The sequence below is a fragment of the Burkholderia stabilis genome (assembly GCF_001742165.1).
Classification (GTDB): domain Bacteria; phylum Pseudomonadota; class Gammaproteobacteria; order Burkholderiales; family Burkholderiaceae; genus Burkholderia; species Burkholderia stabilis.
On record NZ_CP016443.1, the window covers coordinates 3,115,951 to 3,140,204 of the forward strand.

Annotated in this window: 21 protein-coding genes and 1 riboswitch; of the genes, 13 read left to right on the top strand and 8 right to left on the bottom strand. The window is 67.8% G+C overall.

Translation table 11 applies throughout. The features are described 5' to 3' along the window. Positions 1–2: 2 nt before the first annotated feature. The 6 genes from BBJ41_RS31800 to BBJ41_RS31825 all read left to right on the top strand — a co-directional run bounded on the left by BBJ41_RS31800 (position 3) and on the right by BBJ41_RS31825 (position 7,387). Entirely contained in the window at positions 3–710 is a 708-nt protein-coding gene (locus BBJ41_RS31800; RefSeq protein ID WP_069750107.1) for a chemotaxis protein CheW, read from the top strand. Beyond that, positions 707–3,010 carry a hybrid sensor histidine kinase/response regulator gene (locus BBJ41_RS31805; protein ID WP_069750108.1) on the top strand — a complete coding sequence of 768 codons (2,304 nt, stop codon included), beginning with the start codon at positions 707–709 and terminating at the stop codon, positions 3,008–3,010. The genes BBJ41_RS31800 and BBJ41_RS31805 overlap by 4 nt, the downstream gene beginning before the upstream one ends. Continuing rightward, a complete protein-coding gene (gene cheB / locus BBJ41_RS31810; RefSeq protein WP_069750109.1) occupies positions 3,007–4,026 on the top strand; it encodes a chemotaxis response regulator protein-glutamate methylesterase in 1,020 nt (339 codons plus the stop codon). The genes BBJ41_RS31805 and cheB overlap by 4 nt, the downstream gene beginning before the upstream one ends. An 84-nt stretch (positions 4,027–4,110) precedes the next feature. Continuing rightward, positions 4,111–4,214: riboswitch (Fluoride riboswitch) on the top strand. Positions 4,215–4,292: 78 nt separating this feature from the next. Beyond that, a complete protein-coding gene (locus BBJ41_RS31815) occupies positions 4,293–5,534 on the top strand; it encodes a voltage-gated chloride channel family protein (protein WP_069750110.1) in 1,242 nt (413 codons plus the stop codon). A 239-nt stretch (positions 5,535–5,773) separates the two neighbouring features. Beyond that, positions 5,774–6,745, top strand: a complete 972-nt coding sequence (locus tag BBJ41_RS31820; RefSeq protein ID WP_083282036.1) for a phosphatase PAP2 family protein — start codon at positions 5,774–5,776, stop codon at positions 6,743–6,745. A gap of 57 nt (positions 6,746–6,802) precedes the next feature. Beyond that, complete coding sequence (locus tag BBJ41_RS31825) at positions 6,803–7,387, top strand: hypothetical protein (protein WP_069750111.1); 585 nt, start codon at positions 6,803–6,805, stop codon at positions 7,385–7,387. 17 nt (positions 7,388–7,404) lie between these two features. On the opposite strand, the gene BBJ41_RS31830 is transcribed toward BBJ41_RS31825, so the two are convergent. Next, positions 7,405–8,118, bottom strand: coding sequence for a riboflavin synthase (locus BBJ41_RS31830; RefSeq protein WP_069750112.1), 714 nt, complete (start codon positions 8,116–8,118; stop codon positions 7,405–7,407). Positions 8,119–8,329: 211 nt separating this feature from the next. Continuing rightward, the gene (locus tag BBJ41_RS31835; RefSeq protein ID WP_069750113.1) at positions 8,330–10,192 is read right to left on the bottom strand and encodes an ABC transporter ATP-binding protein; all 1,863 of its coding nucleotides are present in this window, start codon (positions 10,190–10,192) and stop codon (positions 8,330–8,332) included. 525 nt (positions 10,193–10,717) lie between these two features. On the opposite strand from BBJ41_RS31835, the gene BBJ41_RS31840 reads away from it, so the two are divergent. Continuing rightward, complete coding sequence (locus BBJ41_RS31840) at positions 10,718–11,599, top strand: Dyp-type peroxidase (RefSeq protein WP_069750114.1); 882 nt, start codon at positions 10,718–10,720, stop codon at positions 11,597–11,599. A gap of 94 nt (positions 11,600–11,693) precedes the next feature. Here the strand turns inward: BBJ41_RS31840 and BBJ41_RS31845 are convergent, their stop codons facing one another. Continuing rightward, positions 11,694–12,095: an OsmC family protein gene (locus BBJ41_RS31845; protein WP_069750115.1), complete on the bottom strand. Its 402-nt coding sequence runs from the start codon at positions 12,093–12,095 to the stop codon at positions 11,694–11,696. 96 nt (positions 12,096–12,191) lie between these two features. Further along, a complete protein-coding gene (locus BBJ41_RS31850) occupies positions 12,192–13,115 on the bottom strand; it encodes a LysR family transcriptional regulator (protein WP_069750116.1) in 924 nt (307 codons plus the stop codon). A gap of 483 nt (positions 13,116–13,598) precedes the next feature. Here BBJ41_RS31850 and BBJ41_RS31855 point away from each other — a divergent pair, with 483 nt between their 5' ends. The 6 genes from BBJ41_RS31855 (at position 13,599) to BBJ41_RS31880 (ending at position 19,633) form a co-directional block, all read left to right on the top strand. After that, positions 13,599–14,663, top strand: a complete 1,065-nt coding sequence (locus tag BBJ41_RS31855) for a helix-turn-helix domain-containing protein (RefSeq protein ID WP_069750117.1) — start codon at positions 13,599–13,601, stop codon at positions 14,661–14,663. Continuing rightward, on the top strand, positions 14,612–15,928 hold the full coding sequence (locus BBJ41_RS31860; RefSeq protein WP_069750118.1) for an Nramp family divalent metal transporter: 1,317 nt from the start codon (positions 14,612–14,614) through the stop codon (positions 15,926–15,928). The genes BBJ41_RS31855 and BBJ41_RS31860 overlap by 52 nt, the downstream gene beginning before the upstream one ends. An 81-nt stretch (positions 15,929–16,009) precedes the next feature. Further along, positions 16,010–16,600, top strand: a complete 591-nt coding sequence (locus tag BBJ41_RS31865; RefSeq protein WP_069750119.1) for a phosphatase PAP2 family protein — start codon at positions 16,010–16,012, stop codon at positions 16,598–16,600. Between the two features lie 465 nt (positions 16,601–17,065). Then, complete coding sequence (locus BBJ41_RS31870) at positions 17,066–17,854, top strand: SDR family oxidoreductase (protein ID WP_069750120.1); 789 nt, start codon at positions 17,066–17,068, stop codon at positions 17,852–17,854. Positions 17,855–17,893: 39 nt separating this feature from the next. Continuing rightward, the gene (locus BBJ41_RS31875; protein ID WP_069750121.1) at positions 17,894–18,910 is read left to right on the top strand and encodes an NADP-dependent oxidoreductase; all 1,017 of its coding nucleotides are present in this window, start codon (positions 17,894–17,896) and stop codon (positions 18,908–18,910) included. Between the two features lie 207 nt (positions 18,911–19,117). After that, complete coding sequence (locus tag BBJ41_RS31880) at positions 19,118–19,633, top strand: thioesterase (protein WP_069750122.1); 516 nt, start codon at positions 19,118–19,120, stop codon at positions 19,631–19,633. 52 nt (positions 19,634–19,685) lie between these two features. On the opposite strand, the gene BBJ41_RS31885 is transcribed toward BBJ41_RS31880, so the two are convergent. The 4 genes from BBJ41_RS31885 to BBJ41_RS31900 all read right to left on the bottom strand — a co-directional run bounded on the left by BBJ41_RS31885 (position 19,686) and on the right by BBJ41_RS31900 (position 24,159). Next, a complete protein-coding gene (locus BBJ41_RS31885) occupies positions 19,686–20,741 on the bottom strand; it encodes an AI-2E family transporter (protein WP_069750123.1) in 1,056 nt (351 codons plus the stop codon). Between the two features lie 250 nt (positions 20,742–20,991). Continuing rightward, entirely contained in the window at positions 20,992–21,576 is a 585-nt protein-coding gene (locus tag BBJ41_RS31890; protein WP_069750124.1) for a BPSL1445 family SYLF domain-containing lipoprotein, read from the bottom strand. A gap of 64 nt (positions 21,577–21,640) precedes the next feature. Then, positions 21,641–22,027: an ElaB/YgaM/YqjD family protein gene (locus BBJ41_RS31895; protein ID WP_069750125.1), complete on the bottom strand. Its 387-nt coding sequence runs from the start codon at positions 22,025–22,027 to the stop codon at positions 21,641–21,643. A 284-nt stretch (positions 22,028–22,311) separates the two neighbouring features. Further along, positions 22,312–24,159 (bottom strand): ExeM/NucH family extracellular endonuclease, encoded by a 1,848-nt coding sequence (locus BBJ41_RS31900; protein ID WP_069750126.1) that lies wholly within the window; start codon positions 24,157–24,159, stop codon positions 22,312–22,314. Positions 24,160–24,254 lie beyond the last annotated feature (95 nt).

Sequence of the window (24,254 nt, forward strand, 5' to 3'; positions counted from 1 at the left end):
CAATGAACCGCGACGCCGCTGCCACTGACGACACGACGATCGACGTCGACGATTGCTGGAACCGGATCGGCACGCGCGGCGACCGCTCGTGCGAACGGCTGGCCGACTGCCTGCGCTGCCTGAACTGCCCGGTCTACGCGTATCACGCCGCGAAGCTGCTCGAGCGTCCGCTCGGCGAAGCCGAGATGGCCGACGCCACGCGCCGGATGAGCGCCTTCGGCGCGACGCGGGCGCGCGACGACGACGGCGATGCGCACCATGCGGCGCTGGCGTTTCGCGTAGCCGACGAATGGCTTGCGCTGCCGATCGGCGTGCTGCGCGAGATCGCCGGCACGCGCCCGATCCATTCGCTGCCGCATCGCCGTAATTCGGCCGTGCGCGGCGTGGTCAACATCCGCGGCACGCTGCGCATCGCGATCTCGATCGGCGCGCTGCTCGGCCTCGACGCGGGCAAGGGTGGCAACGACAGCGGCGACGGCCGTTTCACGCGGCTGCTGGTCGCCGCGCATCAGGGCGACCCGGTCGTGTTTCCGGTCGACGAAGTCGAGGGCGTGCTGCGCTTCGGCGCATCCGACTGGGTGCCGGTGCCGGCGACGGTCGGGCGCGCGAGCGCCGGCCTGTCGCGCGGCGTGTTGTCGTGGCGCGGCAAGTCGGTGGGCCTGCTCGACGACGATCGCCTGTTCGACGCCGTGACACGGAGCATGCGATGAGCGGCGATGACGACCTGAGCCACCTGTCGCTGCTCGAGCTGTATCGGGAGGAGACGCGCACGCAGACCCAGGCGCTGTCCGAGCGGCTGCTCGCGCTCGAATCGGGCGAGCCCGATTCCGTCGCGCTCGAGGCGTGCATGCGCGCCGCGCATTCGTTGAAGGGCGCCGCGCGCATCGTCGGCGTGCCGCTCGGCGTCGACATCGCGGGGCGGATGGAAGAGTGCTTCGTCGCCGCGCAGGCCGGGACGATCGCGCTGACGGCCACGCACGTCGACGTGCTGCTCGCCGGCGTCGACCTGCTGGTGCGCGTCGCCGATCCGCAGGCGCAACCCGTTTCATCGGTCGAGATCGACGCGTTCGCGCTGGCGCTGACGGGCGCCGACGGTGCGCAGACGATGCAGGCATCGGCCGTCGCGCCGCCGCCGGCGTCGGTCGTGCCGTATCGCGACCACGACGGCGCCGCGAACGAGCCCGTCGGCGCCGGCGCGGCGGTGCCTCCGCTCGCCGTGTCGGGCGCGATTCCCGATCCGGTCCAGGCCGGCCGCGCGGCCGGCGCCGGCGCGATGCGCCGCGTGCGCGCCGATACGCTGAACCGCTTGCTGAGCCTGTCCGGCGAATCGCTGGTCGAATCGCGCTGGCTCAAGCCGTTCGCCGAATCGATGCTGCGCGTGAAGCGTGCGCAGCGCGACGCCGCGCGCTCGCTCGATCTGATGTACGAACAGTTCGCTGACGATCTCGACGCGGGCATGCTCGCGTCGATGAACGAAGTGCGGCACATGCTCAACGACCTGCAGCGCTCGCTCGCCGAGCGCATGGACGAATTCGACCGCTTCGAGCGGCGCAGCACGCATATCGCCGAACAGCTGTACGACGAGGCGCTGCAATGCCGGATGCGGCCGTTCGGCGACGCGACGCGCGCGTATCCGCGCATCGTCCGCGATCTCGCGCGCTCGCTCGGCAAGCAGGTGCGCTTCTCGATCGTCGGCGAGGGCACGCAGGTCGATCGCGACATCCTCGACCTGCTCGACGCGCCGCTCGGCCACCTGCTGCGCAACGCGATCGACCACGGCGTCGAGTCGCCCGAGGCGCGCCGCGCGCGCGGCAAGTTGTCTGAGGCGAGCGTGACGCTGGAGGCGCGTCACAGCGCCGGCTCGCTGCTGGTCAGCGTGATCGACGACGGGCCGGGCGTCGACATGGACGCGCTGCGCGCGGCCGTCGTGCGCCAGCGGCTGACCGACGACGAAACGGCCGCGCGGCTGTCCGATCCCGAACTGCTCGAATTCCTGCTGCTGCCGGGCTTCTCGATGCGCGATGCGGTGACCGACGTGTCGGGGCGCGGCGTCGGCCTCGACGCGGTGCAGGAGATGGTGCGCGGCGTGCGCGGCGCGGTGCGGATCTTCAACGAGCCGGGCGCGGGCATGCGCTTCGTGCTGCAGTTGCCGCTCACGCTGTCGGTGATCCGCAGCCTGCTCGTCGAAGTCGGCGGCGAGCCGTATGCGTTCCCGCTCGCGCACGTGCGCCGCACGCTCGAGCTTTCGCACGACGACATCGACGTGCTCGAAGGGCAGCCGCATTTTCCGTTCGACGGCCGGCGTGCGGGCCTCGTCGCCGCGCACCAGCTGCTCGACGCGGGTGAACCCGATGCGGCGCGCGCGAGCACGGCGGTCGTGGTGGTCGGTGCCGAGCCCGAGCTGTACGGCGTCGCGGTGGACCGCTTCCTCGGCGAGCGGATGCTCGTCGTGCAGCCGCTCGACAGCCGCCTGCACAAGATCCAGAACATCGCGGCCGGCGCGCTGCTCGAGAACGGCGACCCGGTGCTGATCGTCGACGTCGAGGACCTGATCCGCTCGGTCGACAAGCTCGTGCGCGGCGGCCAACTCGCACGACTCACACGCGACCCGCAGCTTGCGCTCGCCGACCGGCGCCGCCGCGTGCTCGTCGTCGACGATTCGCTGACGGTGCGCGAGCTCGAACGCAAGCTGCTGGAGAAGCGCGGTTACGACGTGACCGTCGCGGTCGACGGCATGGAAGGCTGGAACGCGGTGCGCAGCGATACGTTCGATCTCGTCGTCACCGACGTCGATATGCCGCGCATGGACGGGATCGAACTCGTCACGCTGATCAAGGGCGATCCGACGCTCAAGCGCGTGCCGGTGATGATCGTGTCGTACAAGGATCGCGACGAGGATCGCCGCCGCGGGCTCGACGCCGGCGCCGACTATTACCTCGCGAAGAGCAGCTTCCACGACGAGGCGCTGCTCGACGCCGTGCACGACCTGATCGGGGACGCGCGCGGATGAACATCGGCATCGTCAACGATCTGCCGCTGGCCGTGGAGGCGCTGCGCCGCGTGCTCGCGCTGCGCGCGGATCACCGCGTGCTGTGGGTCGCGACCGACGGCGACGAGGCGGTGGATTTCTGCATCGCGCATCCGCCGGATCTCGTGCTGATGGATCTCGTGATGCCGAAGGTCGACGGTGTGGCCGCCACGCGCCAGATCATGGCGCGCGCGCCGTGCGCGATCCTGGTCGTGACGGCCAGCGTCAGCGCGAATACGTCGTCGGTCTACGAGGCGATGGGCGCCGGTGCGCTCGATGCGGTCGATACGCCGACGCTCGCGCTCGGGCTGTCGACCGACGCGTCGCCGCAGGCGCTGCTCGCGAAGATCGACCAGATCGGCCGGCTGCTCGAAAGCCGCACCGCGGCGCTCGTGCCGCCGGGGCCGACGCCCGCGCGCGGCCAGCCGACGCTCGTCGCGATCGGCGCGTCGGCGGGCGGGCCGACCGCGCTCACCGCGCTGCTGCGTGCATTGCCGGCCGATTTCCCGGCGGCGATCGTGATCGTCCAGCACGTCGACCAGGCGTTCGCGCTCGGGATGGCCGAGTGGCTCGACGGCTATACGCGCCTGCCGGTGCGGGTCGCGCGGCAGGGCAGCACGCCGCAGGCGGGAGAGGTGCTGCTCGCGGCGACCAACGATCATCTGTATCTGTCGCCGCGCGGCGTGCTCGGCTATACGCGGCATCCGGTCGAGACGCCATACCGGCCGTCGATCGACGTGTTCTTCAACAGCGTCGCCGACGGCTGGCAGGGCGACGCGCTCGGCGTGCTGCTGACGGGAATGGGGCGCGACGGCGCGCTCGGCCTGAAGGCGATGCGCGCGAAAGGCTGCTATACGATCGCGCAGGACGAGGCGACCAGCGCCGTCTACGGGATGCCGAAGGCGGCCGCGGCGATCGGCGCGGCATCGGCGATCCTGCCGCTCGAACGGATCGCGCCCCAACTGATTTCGCGCATCACGCGCCCGCTGCGCGATTGACGGCGCGCAGGGGGGGCGCGGCGCAGTCCGATTCCGGTATGCCGGCGGCCGCATTGCGGGCGATGCGCGGCGTCGCGTACAATTGCGGCCTGCGGAGATGGCATGCCTCCCTGCGGTCGTTCCCGGCGCGTTGCGCGCGGTGCGGCCCTCAACCGCCGGTTTGCCCGGCTGATGATGCCTGCGTGTTCCTGGGTTTCAGGAGGTCGCAGGCCGTCCATGCGGTATTCTGCCGCCCAGGTTTTGATGTTCTGTCGAATCTGGAAATCATGTTTTTCACCACTTCTGCCGATCTTCTCGCGACCGTGCGCTACGTGTGCCGCTGGCTCGCGCTCTCGGCCCTGCTCGGCGCGCTGGCCGGCACGGCTTCCGCGCTGTTCCTGATTGCGCTCGACTGGGCGACCGGCACGCGCGTGTCGCATCCGTGGCTGCTGTGGGGGCTGCCGGCCACCGGGTTCGCGACCGGCTGGATCTACCATCGTTTCGGCCAGTCCGTCGCGCGCGGCAACAACCTGCTGATCGACGAGATTCACGATCCGAAGGCGCTCGTGCCGAAGCGGATGGCGCCGCTCGTGCTCGTCGCGACCGTCGTCACGCACCTGTTCGGCGGCTCGGCCGGCCGCGAGGGCACGGCCGTGCAGATGGGCGGCGCGCTCGCCGATCGCATCACGCACGTGTTCCGCCTCGATCGCGAGCATCGGCGCGTGCTGCTGATGGGCGGCATCGCGGCCGGTTTCGCGTCGGTGTTCGGCACACCGCTCGCGGGCGCAGTGTTCGGGCTCGAGGTGCTCGCGATCGGGCGTGTGCGGTACGACGCGCTGCTGACCTGCGTCGCATCGGCGATCGTCGCGGACGTCGTGTGCCGCGCGTGGGGCGTGCATCACACGGCTTACGCGATTCCGTTCGTGCCGGCCGTGTCGGCGACGGGGCTGGCCGTGACGGTCGTCGCGGGCATCGCGTTCGGCGTCGTCGGGCGGCTGTTCGCGTATGCGACGCATGCGCTGACCGCGTGGTTCCGGCGTGTGGTCCGCTACGCGCCGCTGCAGCCGGTGCTCGGCGGCCTGCTGGTCGCCGCGGCCGCCACCGTGCTGAATGTGCCGCAGTATCTCGGTCTTGGCATCCCGACGATCGAGGCCGCGTTTCACGGCCCGCTGCCGCTCTACGATTTCGCGGGCAAGTTCGCGTTCACCGTCGTCACGCTCGCATCGGGGTTCAAGGGCGGTGAAGTGACGCCGCTGTTCTACATCGGCGCGACGCTCGGCAACGCGCTCGGCCAGGTGCTGGCGCTGCCGGTGCCCGTGCTCGCGGGGCTCGGCTTCGTCGCGGTGTTCGCGGGCGCGGCCAATACGCCGATCGCGTCGACGATCATGGCGATCGAGCTGTTCGGCGCGGATATCGGCGTGTATGCGATCGTCGCGTGTGTCGTCGCGTATCTGTTTTCAGGGCATGCGGGGATTTATCGCGCGCAGCGCGTGGCGGTGGGGAAGGGGGCGCAGGCTGAGGTGGAGTGAGGCGGGGCGCGCGCATTGGAGCCGGGGGATGGCGCGGCGGAAAGCGACTCCGTAAAATGGGTTCGCCGCGAATGGGCGGGAAATACGGCGGGTGTCGTTGGTGTTCGGTCGGGTTGAGGGGTTCGACACGATCACCTGGATCGCCGACAATCCCGCACGCATCGCCAGAAAATGCATTGGACCATCTGCCGGTATTGGCTCGTCCCGGCGGGATCGACACAGAAAAATGAGAATGACACATGTCGAAAAATAGCCGGAAAATTTACTTGGCCGCGTGGTTGGTGACCATCCTGCTGATACTCGTCGACCTGATCTGGGCGTACCACGTCGATTTTCGAATCGAAAAGGGCAGCCTGGTGCAAAGTGCGCGAATGCTTTCCGTTGTCTTTGCTGTTGCCCTGGCGTTCTGGCTGATTTCGCGCATACCGTACAAGGTGCCCGCCAGAAAGGCGTTCTATGAAAATGTCGCGCATTCACTTCAATGGATCGCGGTTCTGGCCGTGTTCACGCATGTCGCGCTGGTCTTTCAATACCTGTGCGTCACGACCAACTTCCCGCTCGTGGGCGACGCCCTGGTGGCGGTTGACGCCGCGCTCGGATTTCACTGGCTGGAAATTTATCGCTGGGTGACGATGCATCACTGGATGCAGGCCGTCCTTGGGCTCGCGTATGTGTCCGGCGATGCGCAACTCCTCGCCATCCCCGTCATTCTTGCGATTACTTCGAACTCGCAGGACTACGCCGAGTTCGTTGTGCAATTCATCGTCGCGGTCATCGTGTCGATTCTGATCTCTGTCTTTCTTCCGGCCGAGAGCGCGTTCCTGCATTTCAATATTCAAGACCCCGGTACCGTTTCGACCGTATCCGACTTTGCGCGGTTGCGAAGCGGAGCAGCCCGGGAAGTGATATTCGCATCGGCCCAGGGGCTCATTTCCTTCCCGTCGCTGCACGTCATGCTTGCGTTGAGCTTTGCCTATTCGCTGCGCCATGTCCGGTTTGTGTTCCCGATCGGGATTGCACTGAATGCGCTGATGATCGTTTCGACGCCGACGCAGGGCGGGCATTACCTGTCCGATGTGTTGTCGGGGTTGGTCATCGGTGTACTGGTGATCTATGTTGTCCGAATCTGGTTTGCTGGCGGGCGTGCGCCGGGTGTCGCGGCGCCGAACCCGGGCGTTCGGGATGGACGCAAGGGATTGACGCATTCCTGACATGACGGAATACGTTCTTCGTACACAAGGTGCCGAAAACCGGGCGACAGACATTCGATGACACTCGACGACTTCCTGACCGAAGCGCATCGCCTTGTCAGGCCCTGCCGTCAATACCGTTTCGCGGATGACGGAGCACCCGTCACCGGATACTGGCACGGTATCGACGCGGGCGCGTTGTGCGTGTCCGTCGAGCGCGATGGCACCTGGCTGAACGTGTATCTCGACGAGCATGGCGCGTCAGGCCGCGTGGAGACTTCCGCGCAACCCGTTCCTTCCGAACGCCCGCTGTGCCGCTCCGACGCGACCTCGCTGCCGCCGATCGAAGCGGTGTTCCGCTTCGGCTCGGCCGCGATCGACGCCTACCTGAGCGCACACGGGTGGCAACGCGACTGGGGATTCAACGATAACTTCAAGGGCGTCGAGGTGCACGACTATGCGCGCGAATGGATGAGGCAATGCCCGCTCTACACGACCGGCGTGGTCGCCGTCGCGGGCGGGTGGCACGTTCCCTGGCCCGACGACGACTGGGACGACCTGGCCGGCCTCGATCTCGTACTCTGGACGTTCGAGGAATCGGAACCGTGGGTCGAGGTGTTTTCCGACGGCAGCCGGTACTCGGTGATCCAGCGGATCACCTAGCCGACCGGCATTCGTTGTTACTTCTTCGGCAGTCGCGCGACATTGCGGGCCAGCAGTTCCTCGATATCGACGCCTTTTTCGGCCAGCAGCGTCGTGACGATGCCGGTCAGTTCGCCGAGCGTTTCCTTGACCGATTCCCGGATCGTATCGACGACGACCTGCGTGCTTCGCTCGATCTCGATATTGACCTTGTCGTTGACGCCCTTCGCATCGAACGTGGTTGCGCGCCGCGTTTCGGGAATCAGCCAGATCTCGAACCAGCCTTCTTCGCGATTGACGTCCGACACGGTCAGGCTGCAGCCGTTGATCGCGATATAGCCCTTCGCAAACACGTATCGCTTGAACTCGGCCGGCACGCCGATGCGGATCATCCGGTTGTGCTCGGACGTCGCGATGTGCAGGATGGTCCCCGGGAAGTCGACATGGCCGGACAGCGGATGCCCGCCGATTTCCGCGCCGTCCTTCGCGGCCCGCTCGACGTTGATCCGCGAGCCGGTTGCCAGGTCGGCCAGCGTGGTGATCTTCAGGCTCGGCAGCATCACGTCGAAGTCGATCAGCGTCGGCGAATGGATGGTCGTCACCGTGAGGCACACGCCGTCGACCGAGACGCTCGCACCGATCTCGATGTCGTCGGTGAAGCGCTCGGGGAATTCGATGCTGAAGGTTCTCAGCTCCCCGTGATCCTTGGTGGCCTTGATGACGCCAACGCCCTGGACAATTCCTGTAAACATGATCGATCCCTCGTCGCAAATTTCCTGGCCGACATGATAAGTGATCCCGGAGAAGGCCGTGCCGCCGCGCGCGGCTCGGGGAAGGCCGGCAATATTCGGGGACACAAAAAAGGCCGTGCCCATGGCACGGCCGCGATCCGGATCTCAGTGTGCCGACCTGGCCCGGCGGTCGGCCTTCCCGCCGCCGGGGCCAGGTCGCGTTCGCCCGGCGTCAAGCCTCGGCCGGCTCGCCCAGCGGGCCGGCGGCGTCGTCCGCCGTGCGCTGCGGCGAATCGGCAAGCCCCTTCGCGAGCTCCAGCGCCTGCCGCTCGAACAGCCGGCGGTAGATGCCGCCGTCGATGCGGATCAGCGCGTCGTGGCTGCCTTCCTCGATCACCTTGCCGCGATCGAGCACGAGCAGCCGGTCGAGCGCGCGCACGGTCGACAGCCGGTGCGCGACCACAAGCGTCGTGCGGCCCACCATCAGCCGCTCCATCGCCTGCTGGATCAGCAGCTCGCTCTCGCTGTCGAGGCTCGACGTCGCTTCGTCGAGGATCAGGATCGGCGCATCGGCGAGGAACGCGCGCGCGATCGCGACGCGCTGGCGCTCGCCGCCCGACAGCTTGATCCCGCGTTCGCCGACGAGCGTGTCATAACCGTCCGGCAGCGCGACGATGAAGTCGTGTGCGCTGGCGAGACGCGCGGCGCGCTCGATGTCCGCGCGGCTCGCATCGGGGCGCGCATACGCGATGTTCTCCGCGAGCGTCCGGTGGAACAGCACGGGCTCCTGCTGCACGATCGCGATCTGGCTGCGCAGCGAATCCTGCCGCACGCGAGCGATGTCCTGGCCGTCGATCGTGATGCGGCCGCCCGACACGTCGTACAGGCGCTGGATCAGCTTGATGAACGTCGTCTTGCCCGAACCCGAGTGACCGACGAGGCCCACGCGCTCGCCCGGCGCGATACGCATCGAGAAATCGTCGTACAGCGGCACCGGATGGTTGCCGTAGCGGAACGTCACGTGCTCGAAGCGGATTTCGCCCTGGCCGATCCGGATGGCCGGCGCGTCGGGCCGATCGTCGATGCCGAGCGGCTGACGTTCGAGCGCGACGAGCTCTTCCATGTCGTTGACCGAGCGCTGCAGGTTGCGGATGTGCATGCCGACGTCGCGCAGGTAACCCTGCAGCATGAAGAACATCGTCAGCGCGAACGCGATGTCGCCGACGCTCGCTTCGTCGTTCGCCCACAGCCGCAGCGCGACGCCGATCATCGCGGCCTGCATCGCCACGAGCATCGCACCCTGCAGCCCGCCGTTGAACGTGCCGCGCACCCACGTGCGGCGCGTGCGCTGGCGCCACTTGCCGATCACGCGCGAGAGCCGCGTTTCTTCTCGCGTTTCCGCGCCGAACGCCTTGACGACCGCGTTGCAGCTCACGGCGTCCGCGAGCGCGCCGCCCATGCGCGTATCCCACAGGTTGCCGAGCCGTGCGGCCGGCGCGACGATGCCGAGCGACACGGCGACCGTCACCGCGATATACAGCAGCGATCCCGCGCCGACGACGAGCCCCATCACGGGCCAGTGCGTGCCGAGCAGCACGGTTGCGCCGACCAGCATCGTGACCGACGGCAGCAGCGCGATCAGCACGGTGTCGTTCAGCAGGTCGAGCGCCCAGATGCCGCGCGTGATCTTGCGCACGGTCGAGCCCGCGAAGCTGTTCGCGTGCCAGTCGGTCGAGAAGCGCTGCACGCGATGGAACGACGCGGCGGCGATCTCGCTCATCATCTTCAGCGTGAGCGTGATGATGTTCAGGTAGACGCCTTGCCGCAGCACCGTCGCGCCGATGCCGAGCGCGGCGAGCGTGCCGAATGCGGCGACGGCCGCGTGCCATGCGGCGGCGCGGTCGGTCAGGCCGGTCGACAGCGCGTCGACGAGGCGGCCGGCGAACAGCGGCGTGAGCACGTCGGCGAGCGCGGCGAGCAGCGCGAAGGTCGCGACCGTGGCGATGCGTGCCGGCTGCTTGCGCCAGTAGCGGATGGTGAAGCCGAAGACGGCCTTGAATGCGTGGCCGCCCAACTGGGTGGTTTTTCTGGTCATGTATCGTTGCCCGGCGCGTCGCGCGACGGGACTTTCCGGTTCGGAGAACGTCGAAAACGCAACAGCCGGAGCCGCGACGAAAAACGCGGGCGGAACGAGACGGGCTGTCGGGAAAAAGCGCGGCTGACGGGTTAGCGGAAAACTCGGGAGCCTGCGCGGACGGCGGGCCGGATCAGCTGCGCCGTGGGACCACGTTCGGGAAGGTTGCTGGCATTCGGAACATCTGCACCTCCCCTGAAGTGAACGGTTGAAAGGACGCCGAAAAGACGTGTAAAGATTCTATCAGCAGTGTCCGGCGCGCTGCAACGTCTGACGAATGCGGCGTTGCGGCGTCGATACGGTTAGTATTCTGGGTTTTGGCCCTTCTTTCGCGGGCCTGCCGCGGCGCGGCGGCGCACGGCCCGGCGGGCGCATCGATTACACTCTGGCGTGCCCGGCGCGCGCCGGCAGGCGTGTCCCGGCACACGATGGGCGGCCTGCGAAGCGGCCCTCGCAGATTCACCACGATACATTCCTGAGGAAACGATGAGCGACGTTCAGCAAGGCATCCTGACCCCGATCGACACGGCGGCCCGATACCTCACTTTCACGATTTCGAATGACGGCAATGTGGCGGCGGCGCTGGCCGCGCTGCGCGAGATCGTCGACGGACGCGACACGGTCGTCGGTTTCGGGCACGCGCTCGCGGCGCACTTCGGGCGCCCGGTTCCGGGCTTGACCGATTACCCGGCATTCGCGGTGAAGGACCGCACGCTGCCGGCGACGCCGGCCGACGTATGGGTCTGGCTGCGTGCCGACGATCGCGGCGAGATCGTGCTGCGCGCGCGGGCGATCGAGCGCGCGCTGGCGCCGGCGTTCGCGCTGCAGGATGCCGTCGACGGCTTCCGCTATTCGAACGATCGCGACCTGTCCGGCTACGAGGACGGCACCGAGAACCCGACCGGCGATGATGCGGTCGCGGCGGCGATTGTGACGGGGCAGGGCGCGGGGCTCGACGGTTCGAGCTTCGTCGCGGTCCAGCAATGGCTGCACGATTTCGACCAGATGGAACGCATTCCGTCGGGCGACATGGACAACATCATCGGGCGCCGCCGTTCGGACAACGAGGAACTCGACGACGCACCCGAGTTCGCGCACGTGAAGCGCACCGCGCAGGAAAGCTTCGAGCCGGAGGCGTTCATGCTGCGCCGTTCGTCGCCGTGGTCGGACGCGCGCCGTGCCGGTCTTTATTTCGTTGCGTTCGGCTGCTCGTTCCGTGCGTTCGACGTGCAGATGCGCCGGATGAGCGGCGCGGACGACGGGATCGTCGACGGGCTGTTCCGTTTCACGCGGCCGCTGACGGGCGCGTATTTCTGGTGCCCGCCGATGAAGGGCGGCAAGCTGGATCTGTCCGCGCTCGGACTGTAAGCGCCGGACCTTATCGAAGAACGGGCGGGCTGCGCATCGTGCGCGGCCCGCCCGTTTTGCTTTTCAGCCGACGACCGTGCGGCTGGACGATACGTCAGTTCAGCGTCGTCTCGATCCGCGTGCCGCGCTTGATGAACTGCGTCACCGGCGTTTTCTCGCAGATCTCCGCGAGGCGCTGGCGTTGCGCGTCGTCGAGCGGGCCGTCGAGCGTCACGACGCGGCGCACGTACTGCGTGCCTTCGCGATCGGCATGCAGCTCGGTGCGCACGTCGATGCGCGCAGCCGGCCACGACTTGCGCTGCATGTACATGCGAAGCGTTGCGGCCGTGCATTGCGCGAGGCCGGCCAGCACGAACTCGTACGGCGCCGGCCCGCGATCCTGGCCGCCTTCGCGCGGCGCTTCGTCGCCGGTCAGCGCGTGCGTGCCGGCTTGCAACCGGACGACGTAGTCGGGTGCGTCGGCATCGAGGACGGCGGCGGCATGGATGAGCGACATGGCAAGTCTCCGGTAGGCGGGAAGAAGGCGCGCGCCGCGTCGCGGCGCGAAGCCGTCAGCATACCGTTTCGATCGCCACGGCGGGCGCTGCATGCGTTATGCGTCGGCGACGCCGGCGCTGCTGCGCACGATCGCGGCGATCCGTTCGCGCACCCAATGATGCGCGCGATCGGCATCGCGCGATTCGTGCCAGTACGCGAGGAGCGGAAACGGCTTGAGGCGCAGCGGCAGCGGCCGCACGACGATCGGCAGCAGCGCGGCCATCCGCAGCGCATAGGTGTGCGGCAGCGTGACGAGCAGGTCGCCGGTCGCGGCGATCTGGCAGGCGGCGAAATAATGCTGGCAGGTGAGCCGGATATCGCGGAAGCGGCCGTCGTTGCCGAGCAGCACGTCGAGCGATTGCCGTTCGCCGAGTGACGACACCGAGATATGCCGTGCCGCGAAATAGTCGGCGCGCCGCAGCGGGTCGCCCGCGAGCGGATGATCGCGGCGCAGCGCGACGACGAGCGAATCGTCGAGCAGGTGTTCGGTCGCAATGCGCGGGCCCGTCTGCACGCGACGATCGACGGCGAGATCGAGATTGCCCGATGCGAGTTCGCGCTCGATGTCGGGCACCGCGACGCGGCGGCTTACGAGCCGCAGGCCCGGCGCTTCGTCAGCGAACGCGGCGACGATCTGCGGCAGCGCGATCGATTCGAGCGCGTCGCGAATGCTCACCGTGATGCTCAGGTCGAGCGTCGCGGCATCGAATGCGGACGGGCTGCGCGCGGTGCCTTGCAGGCCGCTCAGGTGCAACTGTACGTCCGCGATGATCGAACGCGTGCGCTCGGTCGGCACGACGCGGTTGCCCTGGCGTACGAACAATGGATCGTCGAAATGCGCGCGCAGCCGGTTGAGCGCGTGGGTGACGGCCGGCTGCGTGAGATGCAGCGCACGGGCGGCCGCGCCGATGCCGCCATGCACGTAGACGGCGTCGAGCACGCGAAACAGGTTCAGGTCGAGACGGTGATCGGCGGGCACGGGCGCGGTCGGCGAGGTGAAGGGTGGATCGATTCTAAAGGATGCGCAGGCAACGGATGCGCGGATGTCGTGTACGACGATCGAGCGCGTTCGACGCGTGTCGATGCTATTCGAACCGGCAAGCGAACGCGGCTTCGTTCGATGCGCAGCGCAATACGACGTGCATCGTTGTGCATGACGGCAGCAATAATCGGCGGCATCGAGCGGCGTGATTCTGTGCCGGCATGGTATCGGCATGTGACAGCCTGTAGTAATCCGCCATCATGCTGTCCACGTCGGCCATTTCGCGCCAAAGGCGCTACCCGTTCGGCTAAGATGCCGTCGCTTCATATTTCGGGATAGCCGTCCTGTCGCACGCATTCAAACCAAATATAAGCCTGACAGTTCGACGGTATTAGAAGAAGTCGAAACGAGTCGGGGGCTTGGTCAGTGAATGCAGCAGATCAGAGGTGGGTCGTTATCTATTTGAGTACGGGGTTTTCGTTGGCCCAGGCCGCGCGTCTCGGCGAGGCTTTCAATCTGGCGAATCGCCTGCATGCGTTCAATGCGGATTACCAGTTGAAGTACGTATCCGAAAGCGGGGGGCTGTTGCAGTCGTCGTCCGGCGTGAGAATCGCTGCCGATCCGCTCGGCGACGAGCACGGCCGTCGCGCGCTCGCATTCTTTCATCTTCACGGCGAACGCGCGGCCGTCAACTGGAACGACGCATTGCAGCGGCGCCTGACCGACATTCGCGAGCACGCGCGCTGGATCTTCGACGCGATGGACCTGCCCGCGCTCGCGGCCACGCAGCGGCCGTCGGCGGCGATCCACGTGCGGCCCGGCGGCGTCGGGCGCCGTGCTGCCGCGGCGGTCGAGCTGCAGGCCGGCGAGACCGACGTGTTCGCGGCCGCGCTCGACATGTTCCGCGTCGATCTCGGCGACAGCGCCGCGCAGGAGATCGCCAGCAACATGCTGCGGCCGATCGAGCAGCGTTATGCGCAGTCGATGTGGGCGTTTCGCGAACTGAGCGCGAGCCCGTCGATCCGCATGTCGGCGCAGCGGCTGCGCGCGCAGAGCGTGAACCGCATCTCGATTGCGAACGCCGCGCAGGCCGCCGCGATGAGCGAGCGTAATTTCCTGCGGCGCTTCAAGAAGGAAATCGGCGTGACGCCGACCGAGTTCGTGCAGCACGTGCGGCTCGAGCGCGCATGCCACATGCTGATCCACACGACGCTGCCGGCCGACAAGGTCGCGCGCCGCACGGGCTTCGGCAGCGGCGAGCGGCTCGCGAAGCTGTTCCGCCAGCGCCTGCTGATGTCGCCGACCGAATTCCGCGTCGCCGAGCGGGAAAAGATCCTCACCCACGGCGCCGCGTCGCCGGAAGCGGACGAGGGGGCCGCGGCCGTGCTTTGCGACAGCGACGGGATGAGTTGCGACGCGTGCGTTGCCGCGCGCGAGAAAACGGGACGGATACCCGTAAAATCGTCCTGTCGCGATCTCGATCCCCGGTTTCCATGCCCTTCCTCCCCACTACCGCCACCGCCCCTTTCTGTCCGTCGGAAGTAAAGGGCAGCATCACGATCGACGCCGGCGCGCCGCGCTGGCAGAAGCTCAAGCGCTTCTTCGGCCCCGGCCTGCTCGTCGCGATCGGCTACATGGACCCCGGCAACTGGGCGACCGACATCCAGGCCGGCTCGCAGTTCGGCTATTCGCTGCTGTGGGTCGTCGCATTCTCGAGCCTCGCGGCGATCTTCCTGCAGATGCTCGCGGCGCGGCTCGGCCTCGTCGCGGGCAAGGATCTCGCGCAGGCCAGCTACGACCGCTACGGCCGGTTCGGCCGCGTCGTGCAGTGGGTGACCGCCGAAGTGTCGATCATCGCGTGCGACATCGCGGAAGTCCTCGGTTGCGCGCTCGCGTTCAAGCTGCTGCTCGGCGTACCGCTCGCGTGGGGGATCGTGCTGACCGCGCTCGACACGGTGATCGTGCTCGGCTTGCAGGGCAAGGGGTTCCGGCAGATCGAGGCGATCGTGCTCGGGCTGATCGCGACGATGGCGTTCTGTTTCGTCGCACAGGTCGCGATCACGCCGCCCGACTGGCACGCGGTGGTCGGTGGGCTCGTGCCCGGCGATCCGGGCCACGACCGCAAGGACGCGATCGTGCTCGCGCTCGGCATCGTCGGCGCGACGATCATGCCGCACAACCTGTATCTGCACTCGTCGGTCGTGCAGACGCGACATGTCGTCGGCGGTGCGCGCGGCGTGGTCCGCGACACGCTCGCGCTCGTGCGCATCGATACCTGCGTGTCGCTGTTCGTCGCGATGCTGGTCAATGCGGCGATCCTGATCGTCGCGGGCGCGGCGTTCCATGCCACGGGCCAGCACAACGTGACCGACATCGAGCAGGCCTACAAGCTGATTACGCCGATCGCCGGCGGCGCGGCCGCGCTGCTGTTCGGCATCGCGCTGCTCGCGTCCGGACAAAGCTCGACGCTGACCGGCACGATCGCCGGCCAGGTCATCATGGACGGCTTCCTGCACACGAAGATCCCGTGCTACCAGCGCCGGCTGATTACGCGCGGGCTCGCGCTCGTGCCCGCGCTGATCGGCGTGCTGTGGCTCGGCGACGGGTCGGTCGGGCAGTTGCTCGTGTGGAGCCAGGTGCTGCTGAGCCTGCAGCTGCCGTTCGCGATGTGGCCGCTGATCCGCTCGGTCAGCGATCGCAACACGATGGGCGAGCACACGATCGGCCGCGGGATGCAGGTTGCCGCGTGGGCGCTGTTCGTCGTCATCACCGGCACGAACCTGCTGCTGATTACCGGTGTCGCGGGCTGATACAGCCTGTCACAGGCTGATACAGGCACCGCGCGCGCATGCGGTAAACTGCGGCCTTTCGATCGTCGTCCGAAGTCCGTTATGTGGAGTGAAATCAGCAACATCGGCGATGCCGCGCTGACCTTGCCGATCGCGCTGACGTGCGCGGCGTGGCTGGCGTTGACCGACTGGCGCCTCGCCGTGCGCTGGGCCGTGCTGCTGGCCGCCGGCATGGGCCTCGTCGGCGCCACGAAGATCCTGTATGCCGGGTGCGGCATCGAGATTCCCCAATTCGATTTCCGCGTGATCAGCGGCCATACGATGCTGTCGACGTCCGTGTGGACGGTCGCGCTGTCGATGCTGTGGCAGGCGTTCCGTGGCGGCAAGGCGCCCGGTATCGCGGTCGGGCTGGCGGTCGGCGCGGTCACGGCCGTCGCGCGCGTGTTCGATCACTCGCACACGATTCCCGAAGTGGTCGTCGGCTGGATGCTCGGCGCGCTGGTCGCGCTGCTGTTCCTGCGCGGCTACGGCGGCGCGCGCATGCGTGCGTTCTCGCCGCGCGTCGCGGCCGTCTGCCTGCTTCTCGTGTCGGGCATCGCGTACGGGCACCGCGCGCCGTTCCAGCAGATGATCGACACGCATTCGCCGCAGCTCTGCGCGTTCGTGCGCGCGCCGTCGGGCGACGGCTTCTGACGTTTGCCGGGTGCGGCGTTCCGGCGCCGCCGCATCGCCACGATGCCGCCGCTGGCACGCGCCCGGCGGTTCCCGATTCCTCTTCCCGACCGCTTTCCCGCCCGTCGCGGAACGCATCACTCGCCATTCCCCCGAGTCGACGAACCGGCCAGCCCGCAGGATCGGTCGCGCCGGCTTGCGCATGGGCGCACGCGTGCGAATGTCATGAATTGAATCTATGACTTGGCATAACGAATATTCATTTCATCGATTGGCGGCATTCGCGTACGCTGCCTGTCGTTCGACCGGAATCCGCTTGCCCGGCTGGTCCGGCGCGCGTGGTGCTTATCTCGATATACTCGCGGAAACCGTGGGGCGCCTCGTCGTGGCGAGGCGCCGTCGACCGGCGCGCGCCGGTCGCGCGATGCACGGAAAACCCGTCGCGGCAGCGTTCCGCGACGACGACTCACGATAGGAGCAGGTCACATGACAGCCGTTTCTTCGCGCCTCGCCGGCAAGTGCGCATACATCACGGGCGCCGCGGGCGGCCTCGGCCACGCGATCGCGCGCCGGATGGTCGAGCAGGGTGCGCGCGTGTTCGTGACCGATATCGCCGACGCGGCGGTGCTCGATGCGTTCGCGCAGGAGCTCAACGCAGGCCACGCGGCGCCGGTCGCGTTCGCCGCGACACAGGACGTGCGCGACGAAGCGCGCTGGCAGGCGCTGCTCGCGCAGGCGAACGATGCGATGGGCGGGCTGTCGGTGCTCGTCAACAACGCAGGGGTCGGCTCGATCGGCTCGCCCGCGCAAATCGAGCTGGACGAATGGCGGCGCGTGATGGCGATCAACGTCGAGAGCATCGTGCTCGGCTGCAAGCACGCGCTGTCGTATCTGGCCGAGAGCCATCCCGCGTCGATCATCAACATCTCGTCGGTGGCCGCGTTCAAGGTCGAACCGGATTTCACCGCGTACAACGCGTCGAAAGCGGCGGTCGCGTCGCTGACGAAGTCGGTCGCGATCGACTGCGCGCGCCGCGAGCTCGACGTGCGTTGCAATTCGATTCACCCGGCGTTCATCCGCACGGGGATCGTCGAGCCGCTGTTCCAGACGCTCGGCGAGCGCGACGCGACGCGCAAGCTCGCACGCGGCATTCCGCTGCGCCGCCTCGGCGATCCGGACGACGTCGCGCATGCGGCCGTCTATCTCGCATCCGACGAGAGCCGCTTCGTCACGGCCGCCGAGCTCGTGATCGACGGCGGCATGTGCGCGGTCTGACGCGCATCCCGTAAAACAGAACAACCGGAGGAGAACATCGTGTCGACACCCGTCAATCGCCAACTGCTGCTGAAGACGCGCCCCGAAGGGCGCGTCGGCCGCGAACACTTTTCGCTCGTCGAGACGCCGTTGCCGGCGCTCGCGGACGGCGAGGTGCTCGTGCGCGTGTTGTACCTGTCGATGGACCCGACCAACCGCGTGTGGATGAGCGACGTGCCGCAGTACCTGCCGCCCGTCGCGATCGGCGAGGTGATGCGCGCGCTCGGCATCGGCCGCGTGGTTGCGTCGCGCCATGCGGGGTTCGCGCAAGGCGATCTCGTGCAGGGGCTCGTCGGCTGGCAGGACTACGCGGTCGTGACGGCCGACCAGGCCGCGCAACTCGTGAAGCTGCCCGCGCAGTCGGGCCTGCCGCTGCCGACGCTGCTCGGTGCGTGCGGGATGAGCGGGCTGACCGCGTATTACGGGCTGACCGACATCGCGCCGGTGCAACCCGGCGAAACGCTCGTCGTGTCGGCGGCGGCCGGGTCGGTCGGCTCGATCGCCGGGCAGATCGGCAAGATCCACGGCGCGCGCGTGGTCGGCATCGCGGGCGGTGCCGACAAGTGCCGCTACCTGACCGAGACGCTCGGCTTCGACGCGGCCGTCGACTACAAGGCCGACGATTTCCGTCAGCAGCTGAAGGCGGCGACGCCGGACGGCGTGCACGTGAACTTCGAGAACGTCGGCGGCGAGGTGATGCGCGCGGTGCTGTCGCGGATGGTGATCGGCGGGCGCGTCGCGCTGTGTGGCGTGATCTCGAACTACAACAGCGGGCGTGCGGCCGACGATGTCGGCGTGCTGATCTCGAAGCGGCTGACGATGCGCGGCTTCCTGATCCTCGATTACCGCAAGAGCCGCGAAGCCGTGCAGACGCTTTCGGGCTGGTTGCGCGACGGTCGCCTCAAGGCCGAGGAGACCGTGGCCGACGGACTCGAAAACGCGCCCGACGTGCTGAATCGCCTGTTCGACGGCGACCATCGCGGCAAGCTCGTGCTGCGCGTCGATCCGGACGCGTGACCGGCTTGCGGCGTGGCGTGCGACGCCGGTCGCGGGTTGCCGCGATGCGTCGTCGAACGCAGTGAGTACGATCAGTCGGCGCCCAGTTTAGGACTTGTCCCATATATTGTCCCGGCCCCTCTCCGTAAAGTGATTGCCAGCAAAAAGGCGGCGTGACAGACGCGTCACGCCGCCTTTTTTTCTGGTCACACGGCGAGGGGAGGGAGCATGCGGAACAACACGAAGCGGGCAGCATCGGCAGCGATGGGCGATCGAATGATGCGCCATATCGGCGTCGTGCGGACGATGATGATCGGTCTCGGCATCGTGTGTGCGATGTCGAATGCGATGGCGGCCGGGCAGGCGGCGCGGGACGGCATGGTGCACTTCACCGGCGCGCTCGTCGATCTCTATGACGTGACGTTCGACGCGCCGTCGGGTGTGGGCGTCGATGGTCGGGAGGTAGCGGGCGACGCAGTGGCGACGCTCCGGTTCGATGCGCATGGCCGGCGTTTGCCGGGCGCGCATGTCGCGCTGGTCGGGCCAGACGGTACGCCGTTCGCGGTGAACGATGCCGGTTCGGGCGTGCGCGCAACGTGGCGCGATGCCTATGACGAGCGAACCGTGCCGCTGGTGCCGGGCCGTGCTCATCGCGTGGGTCCGCATGGCGGTGAGATGACCGTTGCGGCGGATGAAGCGACGGGCGCCGCAGCGCCCGTCGTGATCCGCATTCGTCACCCGTGACGGAAGGGTTTCCGCACGCGGATGGATGCGCGGCGCGCGGCCGCGCGGCGCGTCATTCGCCCTGTTCGGAGCGCGCGTAGATGTCCCAGCTCGCCATGAACAGCGCGGCGACCAGCGGCCCGATCACGAAGCCGTTGATGCCGAACAGCGCCATGCCGCCGAGCGTCGAGATCAGCACGACCCAGTCGGGCATCTTCGTATCCTTGCCGACGAGGATCGGGCGCAGCAGGTTGTCGACGAGGCCAATCACGCCGACGCAGAACGCGACGAGAATCACGCATTTCCAGATTTCGCCGACCGCCAGGAAGTAGAGCGCCGCGGGCACCCACACGAGGCTCGCGCCGATCGCGGGCAGCAGCGACAGGAACGCCATCAGCGCACCCCACAGCACGACACCCTGGATGCCGAGGATCCAGAAGATCAGCCCGCCGAGCGCGCCCTGTACGAGCGCGACCGCGATGTTGCCTTTCACGGTTGCGCGCACGACCGTCGTGAACTTCGCGAGCAGCAGGTTCTTGTGCTCCTCGTCGAGCGGCAGCGCGCGGCGCACGCGGCGGCCGATCTCGCCGCCGTCGCGCAGCAGGAAGAACACCATGTACAGCATCACACCGAAGCTGACGATGAACTGGAACGTGTTCTGGCCGATGCTGAACGCCTGGGCCGCGGCGAACTGGCTGATCTGCGCGGCGCCGTCGGTCAGTTTCTTCTGGATGCCGGGGATGTTGGTCAGCCCGTATTTCGCGAGCAGGCGCTGGATCGAGGTCGGCAGCGCGTGGATGATGTCCTGGAAGTACTGCGAATAGTTCGGCTGCGCGGTCTTGATTTCCTGATAGACGTAAGCGATTTCCTGTACGAGCGTGCCGGCGACGAACACGAGCGGCAGAATCACGATCAGGATGATCAGCGTCATCGTCACGAGCGCGGCCAGGTTGCGCCGCTTGCCGAAACGCGCGGCGAGCCAGCGCTGCACGGGCTGGAACAGGATCGCGAGAATGGTGCCCCAGAACACGGCCCCGGAGAACGGCGCGAGAATCCCGCACATGCCGACGGTGACCGCGAACAGCAGGAAATAGAAGAATTTTTGGTGATCGTGGTGTCCGCTATCCATGGGTGGCATTCGCGCAGATTGATGCTTGGTTTGATTGAATCTCGTTGCCCCGGGCGCGATCGGCTCGCGAACGTCACGGTTCGCGGTGAAACGCGGTGCGGGGCGACCCGCCGCACGGGCGGCCCATCGGGAGTATGCCCGCAAAGGTGCCGCCATCATAGCCGCTGCGTGCGACACATGCGAAAACGCCGCGGCCGGGGCCGCGGCGCTGCCGGGACGCGGGCACGGCGTGGTGCCGTGCGGCGCATCGTCAGATATTGAGCTTCGTGACCTTCGTGCCGTTTACCGACAGGTCGCCCATCAGGCCCGCGTTGGTCAGCACCAGCACCTCCACCGGCGCGGTGGCCGTGGTGGTGTCGACCGCACCGTTCGCGCCGACCTTCACGACCGCGACCGATGCGTCGGCGCCGGCGGCCCAGCCGTCGGACTTGCGGAACGAGTCGAGCGCATCCTGCGTCATGAACAGGAACACGATTGCCTTCGACTGCGCGCCGGCCTGCAGGCCGACCGACAGCGACGACGTGTTGTAGTAGCCGACGGTGCTGCCGCCGACGCGCAGCGCGCCGTTGCCGGACTGGCCGCCGACGATGAAGCCGGCCTGCAGCACGTTCGGGAACACGAGCACGCCGCGCGATTTCCCGACGAGCTCACGCGAGCCCGGCACCGTCGAATAGAGGCGCGACAGCGTCGCGTTCACGCTGGCGTCGATCGACTGGCGCTTCGACGCGCTCGTCGACGCGTTCTCGGGTTTGTCGGGCGTGGTCGTGCAGCCGGCGAGCGCAAGGCTGCCGAGCATCACGGCGGCGGCGGCTTTCATGGCGAGGGACTTCTGCATGGCGGTTCTCCTTCGTTGTCTGATTGAGGACGGACGGGGCGGGCAGCGGGGCGGCCGGCCCTGTTCAACGGCGGGCAAGGAGCAGGCCCGCAACGAATGCGAGGCCCGCGACGACGCCGGCGGTCTGCCACGGGTTGTCGTGCACGGCCTGCGACACGCGTTCGGCCGAATCGCGCAGCCGGGCGGCCGCGCTGCCCGATGCATGGTCGAGCGCACTGCGCGCTTCATCGAGCCGGGACTGCACGCGCTTGCGCAGCGCGGCGATATCGCCGTCGCCATCGTTTTTCAGCAGGTCTTCGAGTTCGTCGACCAGCCCGCGCAGATCGTCGGTCACGTCGGCGTGCAGGTCGCGCGCGGCCGAGCGTGTCGTGCGTCCCACGCGGCGGCCGGTGCGACGGATGTCGGACAGGCCGCGGTCCAGCTTGTGTTCGATCGAGTCGGTAAGCGCCATGGTGTTTATCCTCCTTCGATTCCAGGCAAATTTGAAGATAAGACGAATCCCAGCAACTGATGTGATTCACTTGACCCAATTGAGTTTCGAGACAAATTTTCAATTCGTCGGCAGGATCGCCGGGAAGCCCCGCCGCGCGGGGCGGCGCAGCGATTGAAAAAATTTCGCAATAAGGCGAAACGGCGAGCCTGATGGCGGTACGAAGTGAAAGTCCGGTAAATATGGCGTCGGCAGGGGCATCAGGTAAATAGTGCCGTTGCAGGCCTTGTGTTGATGCAAATGCACTAGTCGACGCGTTGTCGACGAGCAGGGTTCGTGCCCGCGGCCGTCCCGGGGCCGCCATCGCCAAGCGCGACGTCGATGATGACGGGATCGTGGTCCGACGAGCGGTATGCGTCGGGTGCGTAATAAGACGATCGATGCGCGGGTGTTTTGTAATCGGGCACGGGTTGCAGTGCAACCGGTTCGTCGGCGTTGATGTGCCAGAGGTGCACGGCCTTCACGCGCGCGGCGAGCGCGGGGGTGGCGAGCGCATGATCGAGGTTGCCGGCTTCGCCGCGAAATACGTAGCTGTACGCAGCATCGCCGGCGAAGTGGGCAACCAGGTTCGCGTAGCCGCGTGATTCGAGTGCGCGGACCGGATTTTCCTTCGCATAGCTGTTCAGGTCGCCGATCAGCAGCACGCCGTCGGCCGCGATGCCCGTCGGCGACGCGGCGAGCCAGTCGGCGATGCGCGTCGCTGCCCGCGTGCGCGCCGCATTCCAGCAGCCCTGGCCATCTGACTGGTCGAGATCGGCGCCGGTCGCGTTCGGGCAGTTCTTCGATTTCAGGTGATTGACCGCGACCGTGAACGTACGCGTGCCGCCAATGCGCCGGAATGTCTGCGCGAGCGGCGGGCGGTGCCGGCCGCCGAGCGCGACCGTGGCGGCGCGCCCGACCGGCTCGATCGTGCGGCTGTCGTACAGCAGCGCGACCGCGATTGCGTCGTGGCCGAGCCGCGCGGTGCCGGGGTCGACCGCGTGCCAGCCGTCGCCGAGTTGCGCGGCGAGACGCTGCACGGCGCTTGCGTCGCCATAGCCGTTGTTCGCGATTTCCATCAGCCCGATCACGTCGGCGCGCAGCGCGCGCAAGGCCGCGACGATCTTCGCTTCCTGCCGCGCGAATATCGCGGGCGTTTTCGCGCCGCGGTTGGCCGGCGCGTCGAATCCGCCGCCACGTCCGTCGCCGTTGAAATAGTTGAATACGTTGAACGACACGATGCGCGCGTCGGCGTCGGCATGCCGGGCCGGCGCGCCGGCACGCGGGTTCGCAGAGGCGTCGAACACCGGGCCCGGGCCGGCCGCGGGTTGCAGCCGCCACGCGCCATAACGCAGCTCCAGCACGCCTTCGACGCCGCGCACCGTGTAACCCGCGCGCAGCGTGTTGGCGGCGCTCAGCGCGGGCGGCGGATAGCGGACGGTCGCGGGATCGACGCGGCTCGAGCCGTCGTCGAGCACGATCCGGTTGCGCGCGTTGACCTCCGCGTGTGCGGCGGCTTCGGCCGGCGGGGCGACGTGGGTCGGAACGCGCAGCCGGCCGTTGCTGAGGACGACGCTGCCGTAGCGGCCGAGTTCATGCGTATCGCAGACCGTCAGCGTTTGCGGCAGGCGCACCAGCATGCCTTCGTGCGCGGCCAGCACGGCCGGCGTGTCGACCGGCAGCATGAGCGTCGCCGGCGTGACCGTCTGTCCGCGTGCGCAGACGGCAATGCGGCCCGACGGCACGAACTGCGTCCGGCCATATTTCTCGTCGATCCTGCCCGTGAGATGAACGAGATCGCCGGCGCTCGCGCGCGCGTTCGGCGCATACACGAACAGGCCTTCCGGGACGCCGGGCCGGTGCCGCCGCCGCGCATCGGCCTGCTGGACGAAGAAGCCGCCCAGGCCGCCGGCGCCGCCGAATGCCGCGGTGACGACGGCTTCGATCGATGTCGTTTGCCCGGCGAGCGGCGACGGGCCGCCGGTGCCGCGGATGTCGGCAATCGGCATCGTCGCGCCGCCGCAGCCGGCGCTGACCGGCAGCGCGGCCGAGGCCGGCTGGCCCGAAAGGTCGAGCGACAGCGCAACGATGAGCGGTGCAAGCAGGCGTGACATGGGACGGTTCGCTGGAAGAAAATCCGGGAGTTCGGGAAAGCATCTTGACGGCAAAATGCCGGGCAGCGGTCGAAATGGCCGTTCGGCCAGTACCG

Excerpts from the sequence above, each read along its gene's own strand:
- BBJ41_RS31900 (WP_069750126.1), bottom strand. The coding sequence starts at position 24,159 with ATGTCACGCCTGCTTGCACCGCTCATCGTTGCGCTGTCGCTCGACCTT.
- BBJ41_RS31805 (WP_069750108.1), top strand. The coding sequence starts at position 707 with ATGAGCGGCGATGACGACCTGAGCCACCTGTCGCTGCTCGAGCTGTAT.
- BBJ41_RS31825 (WP_069750111.1), top strand. The coding sequence starts at position 6,803 with ATGACACTCGACGACTTCCTGACCGAAGCGCATCGCCTTGTCAGGCCC.
- BBJ41_RS31895 (WP_069750125.1), bottom strand. The coding sequence starts at position 22,027 with ATGGCGCTTACCGACTCGATCGAACACAAGCTGGACCGCGGCCTGTCC.
- BBJ41_RS31815 (WP_069750110.1), top strand. The coding sequence starts at position 4,293 with ATGTTTTTCACCACTTCTGCCGATCTTCTCGCGACCGTGCGCTACGTG.
- BBJ41_RS31890 (WP_069750124.1), bottom strand. The coding sequence starts at position 21,576 with ATGCAGAAGTCCCTCGCCATGAAAGCCGCCGCCGCCGTGATGCTCGGC.
- BBJ41_RS31845 (WP_069750115.1), bottom strand. The coding sequence starts at position 12,095 with ATGTCGCTCATCCATGCCGCCGCCGTCCTCGATGCCGACGCACCCGAC.
- BBJ41_RS31830 (WP_069750112.1), bottom strand. The coding sequence starts at position 8,118 with ATGTTTACAGGAATTGTCCAGGGCGTTGGCGTCATCAAGGCCACCAAG.
- BBJ41_RS31820 (WP_083282036.1), top strand. The coding sequence starts at position 5,774 with ATGTCGAAAAATAGCCGGAAAATTTACTTGGCCGCGTGGTTGGTGACC.
- BBJ41_RS31870 (WP_069750120.1), top strand. The coding sequence starts at position 17,066 with ATGACAGCCGTTTCTTCGCGCCTCGCCGGCAAGTGCGCATACATCACG.
- cheB (WP_069750109.1), top strand. The coding sequence starts at position 3,007 with ATGAACATCGGCATCGTCAACGATCTGCCGCTGGCCGTGGAGGCGCTG.
- BBJ41_RS31800 (WP_069750107.1), top strand. The coding sequence starts at position 3 with ATGAACCGCGACGCCGCTGCCACTGACGACACGACGATCGACGTCGAC.
- BBJ41_RS31865 (WP_069750119.1), top strand. The coding sequence starts at position 16,010 with ATGTGGAGTGAAATCAGCAACATCGGCGATGCCGCGCTGACCTTGCCG.
- BBJ41_RS31835 (WP_069750113.1), bottom strand. The coding sequence starts at position 10,192 with ATGACCAGAAAAACCACCCAGTTGGGCGGCCACGCATTCAAGGCCGTC.
- BBJ41_RS31880 (WP_069750122.1), top strand. The coding sequence starts at position 19,118 with ATGCGGAACAACACGAAGCGGGCAGCATCGGCAGCGATGGGCGATCGA.
- BBJ41_RS31860 (WP_069750118.1), top strand. The coding sequence starts at position 14,612 with ATGCCCTTCCTCCCCACTACCGCCACCGCCCCTTTCTGTCCGTCGGAA.
- BBJ41_RS31840 (WP_069750114.1), top strand. The coding sequence starts at position 10,718 with ATGAGCGACGTTCAGCAAGGCATCCTGACCCCGATCGACACGGCGGCC.
- BBJ41_RS31885 (WP_069750123.1), bottom strand. The coding sequence starts at position 20,741 with ATGGATAGCGGACACCACGATCACCAAAAATTCTTCTATTTCCTGCTG.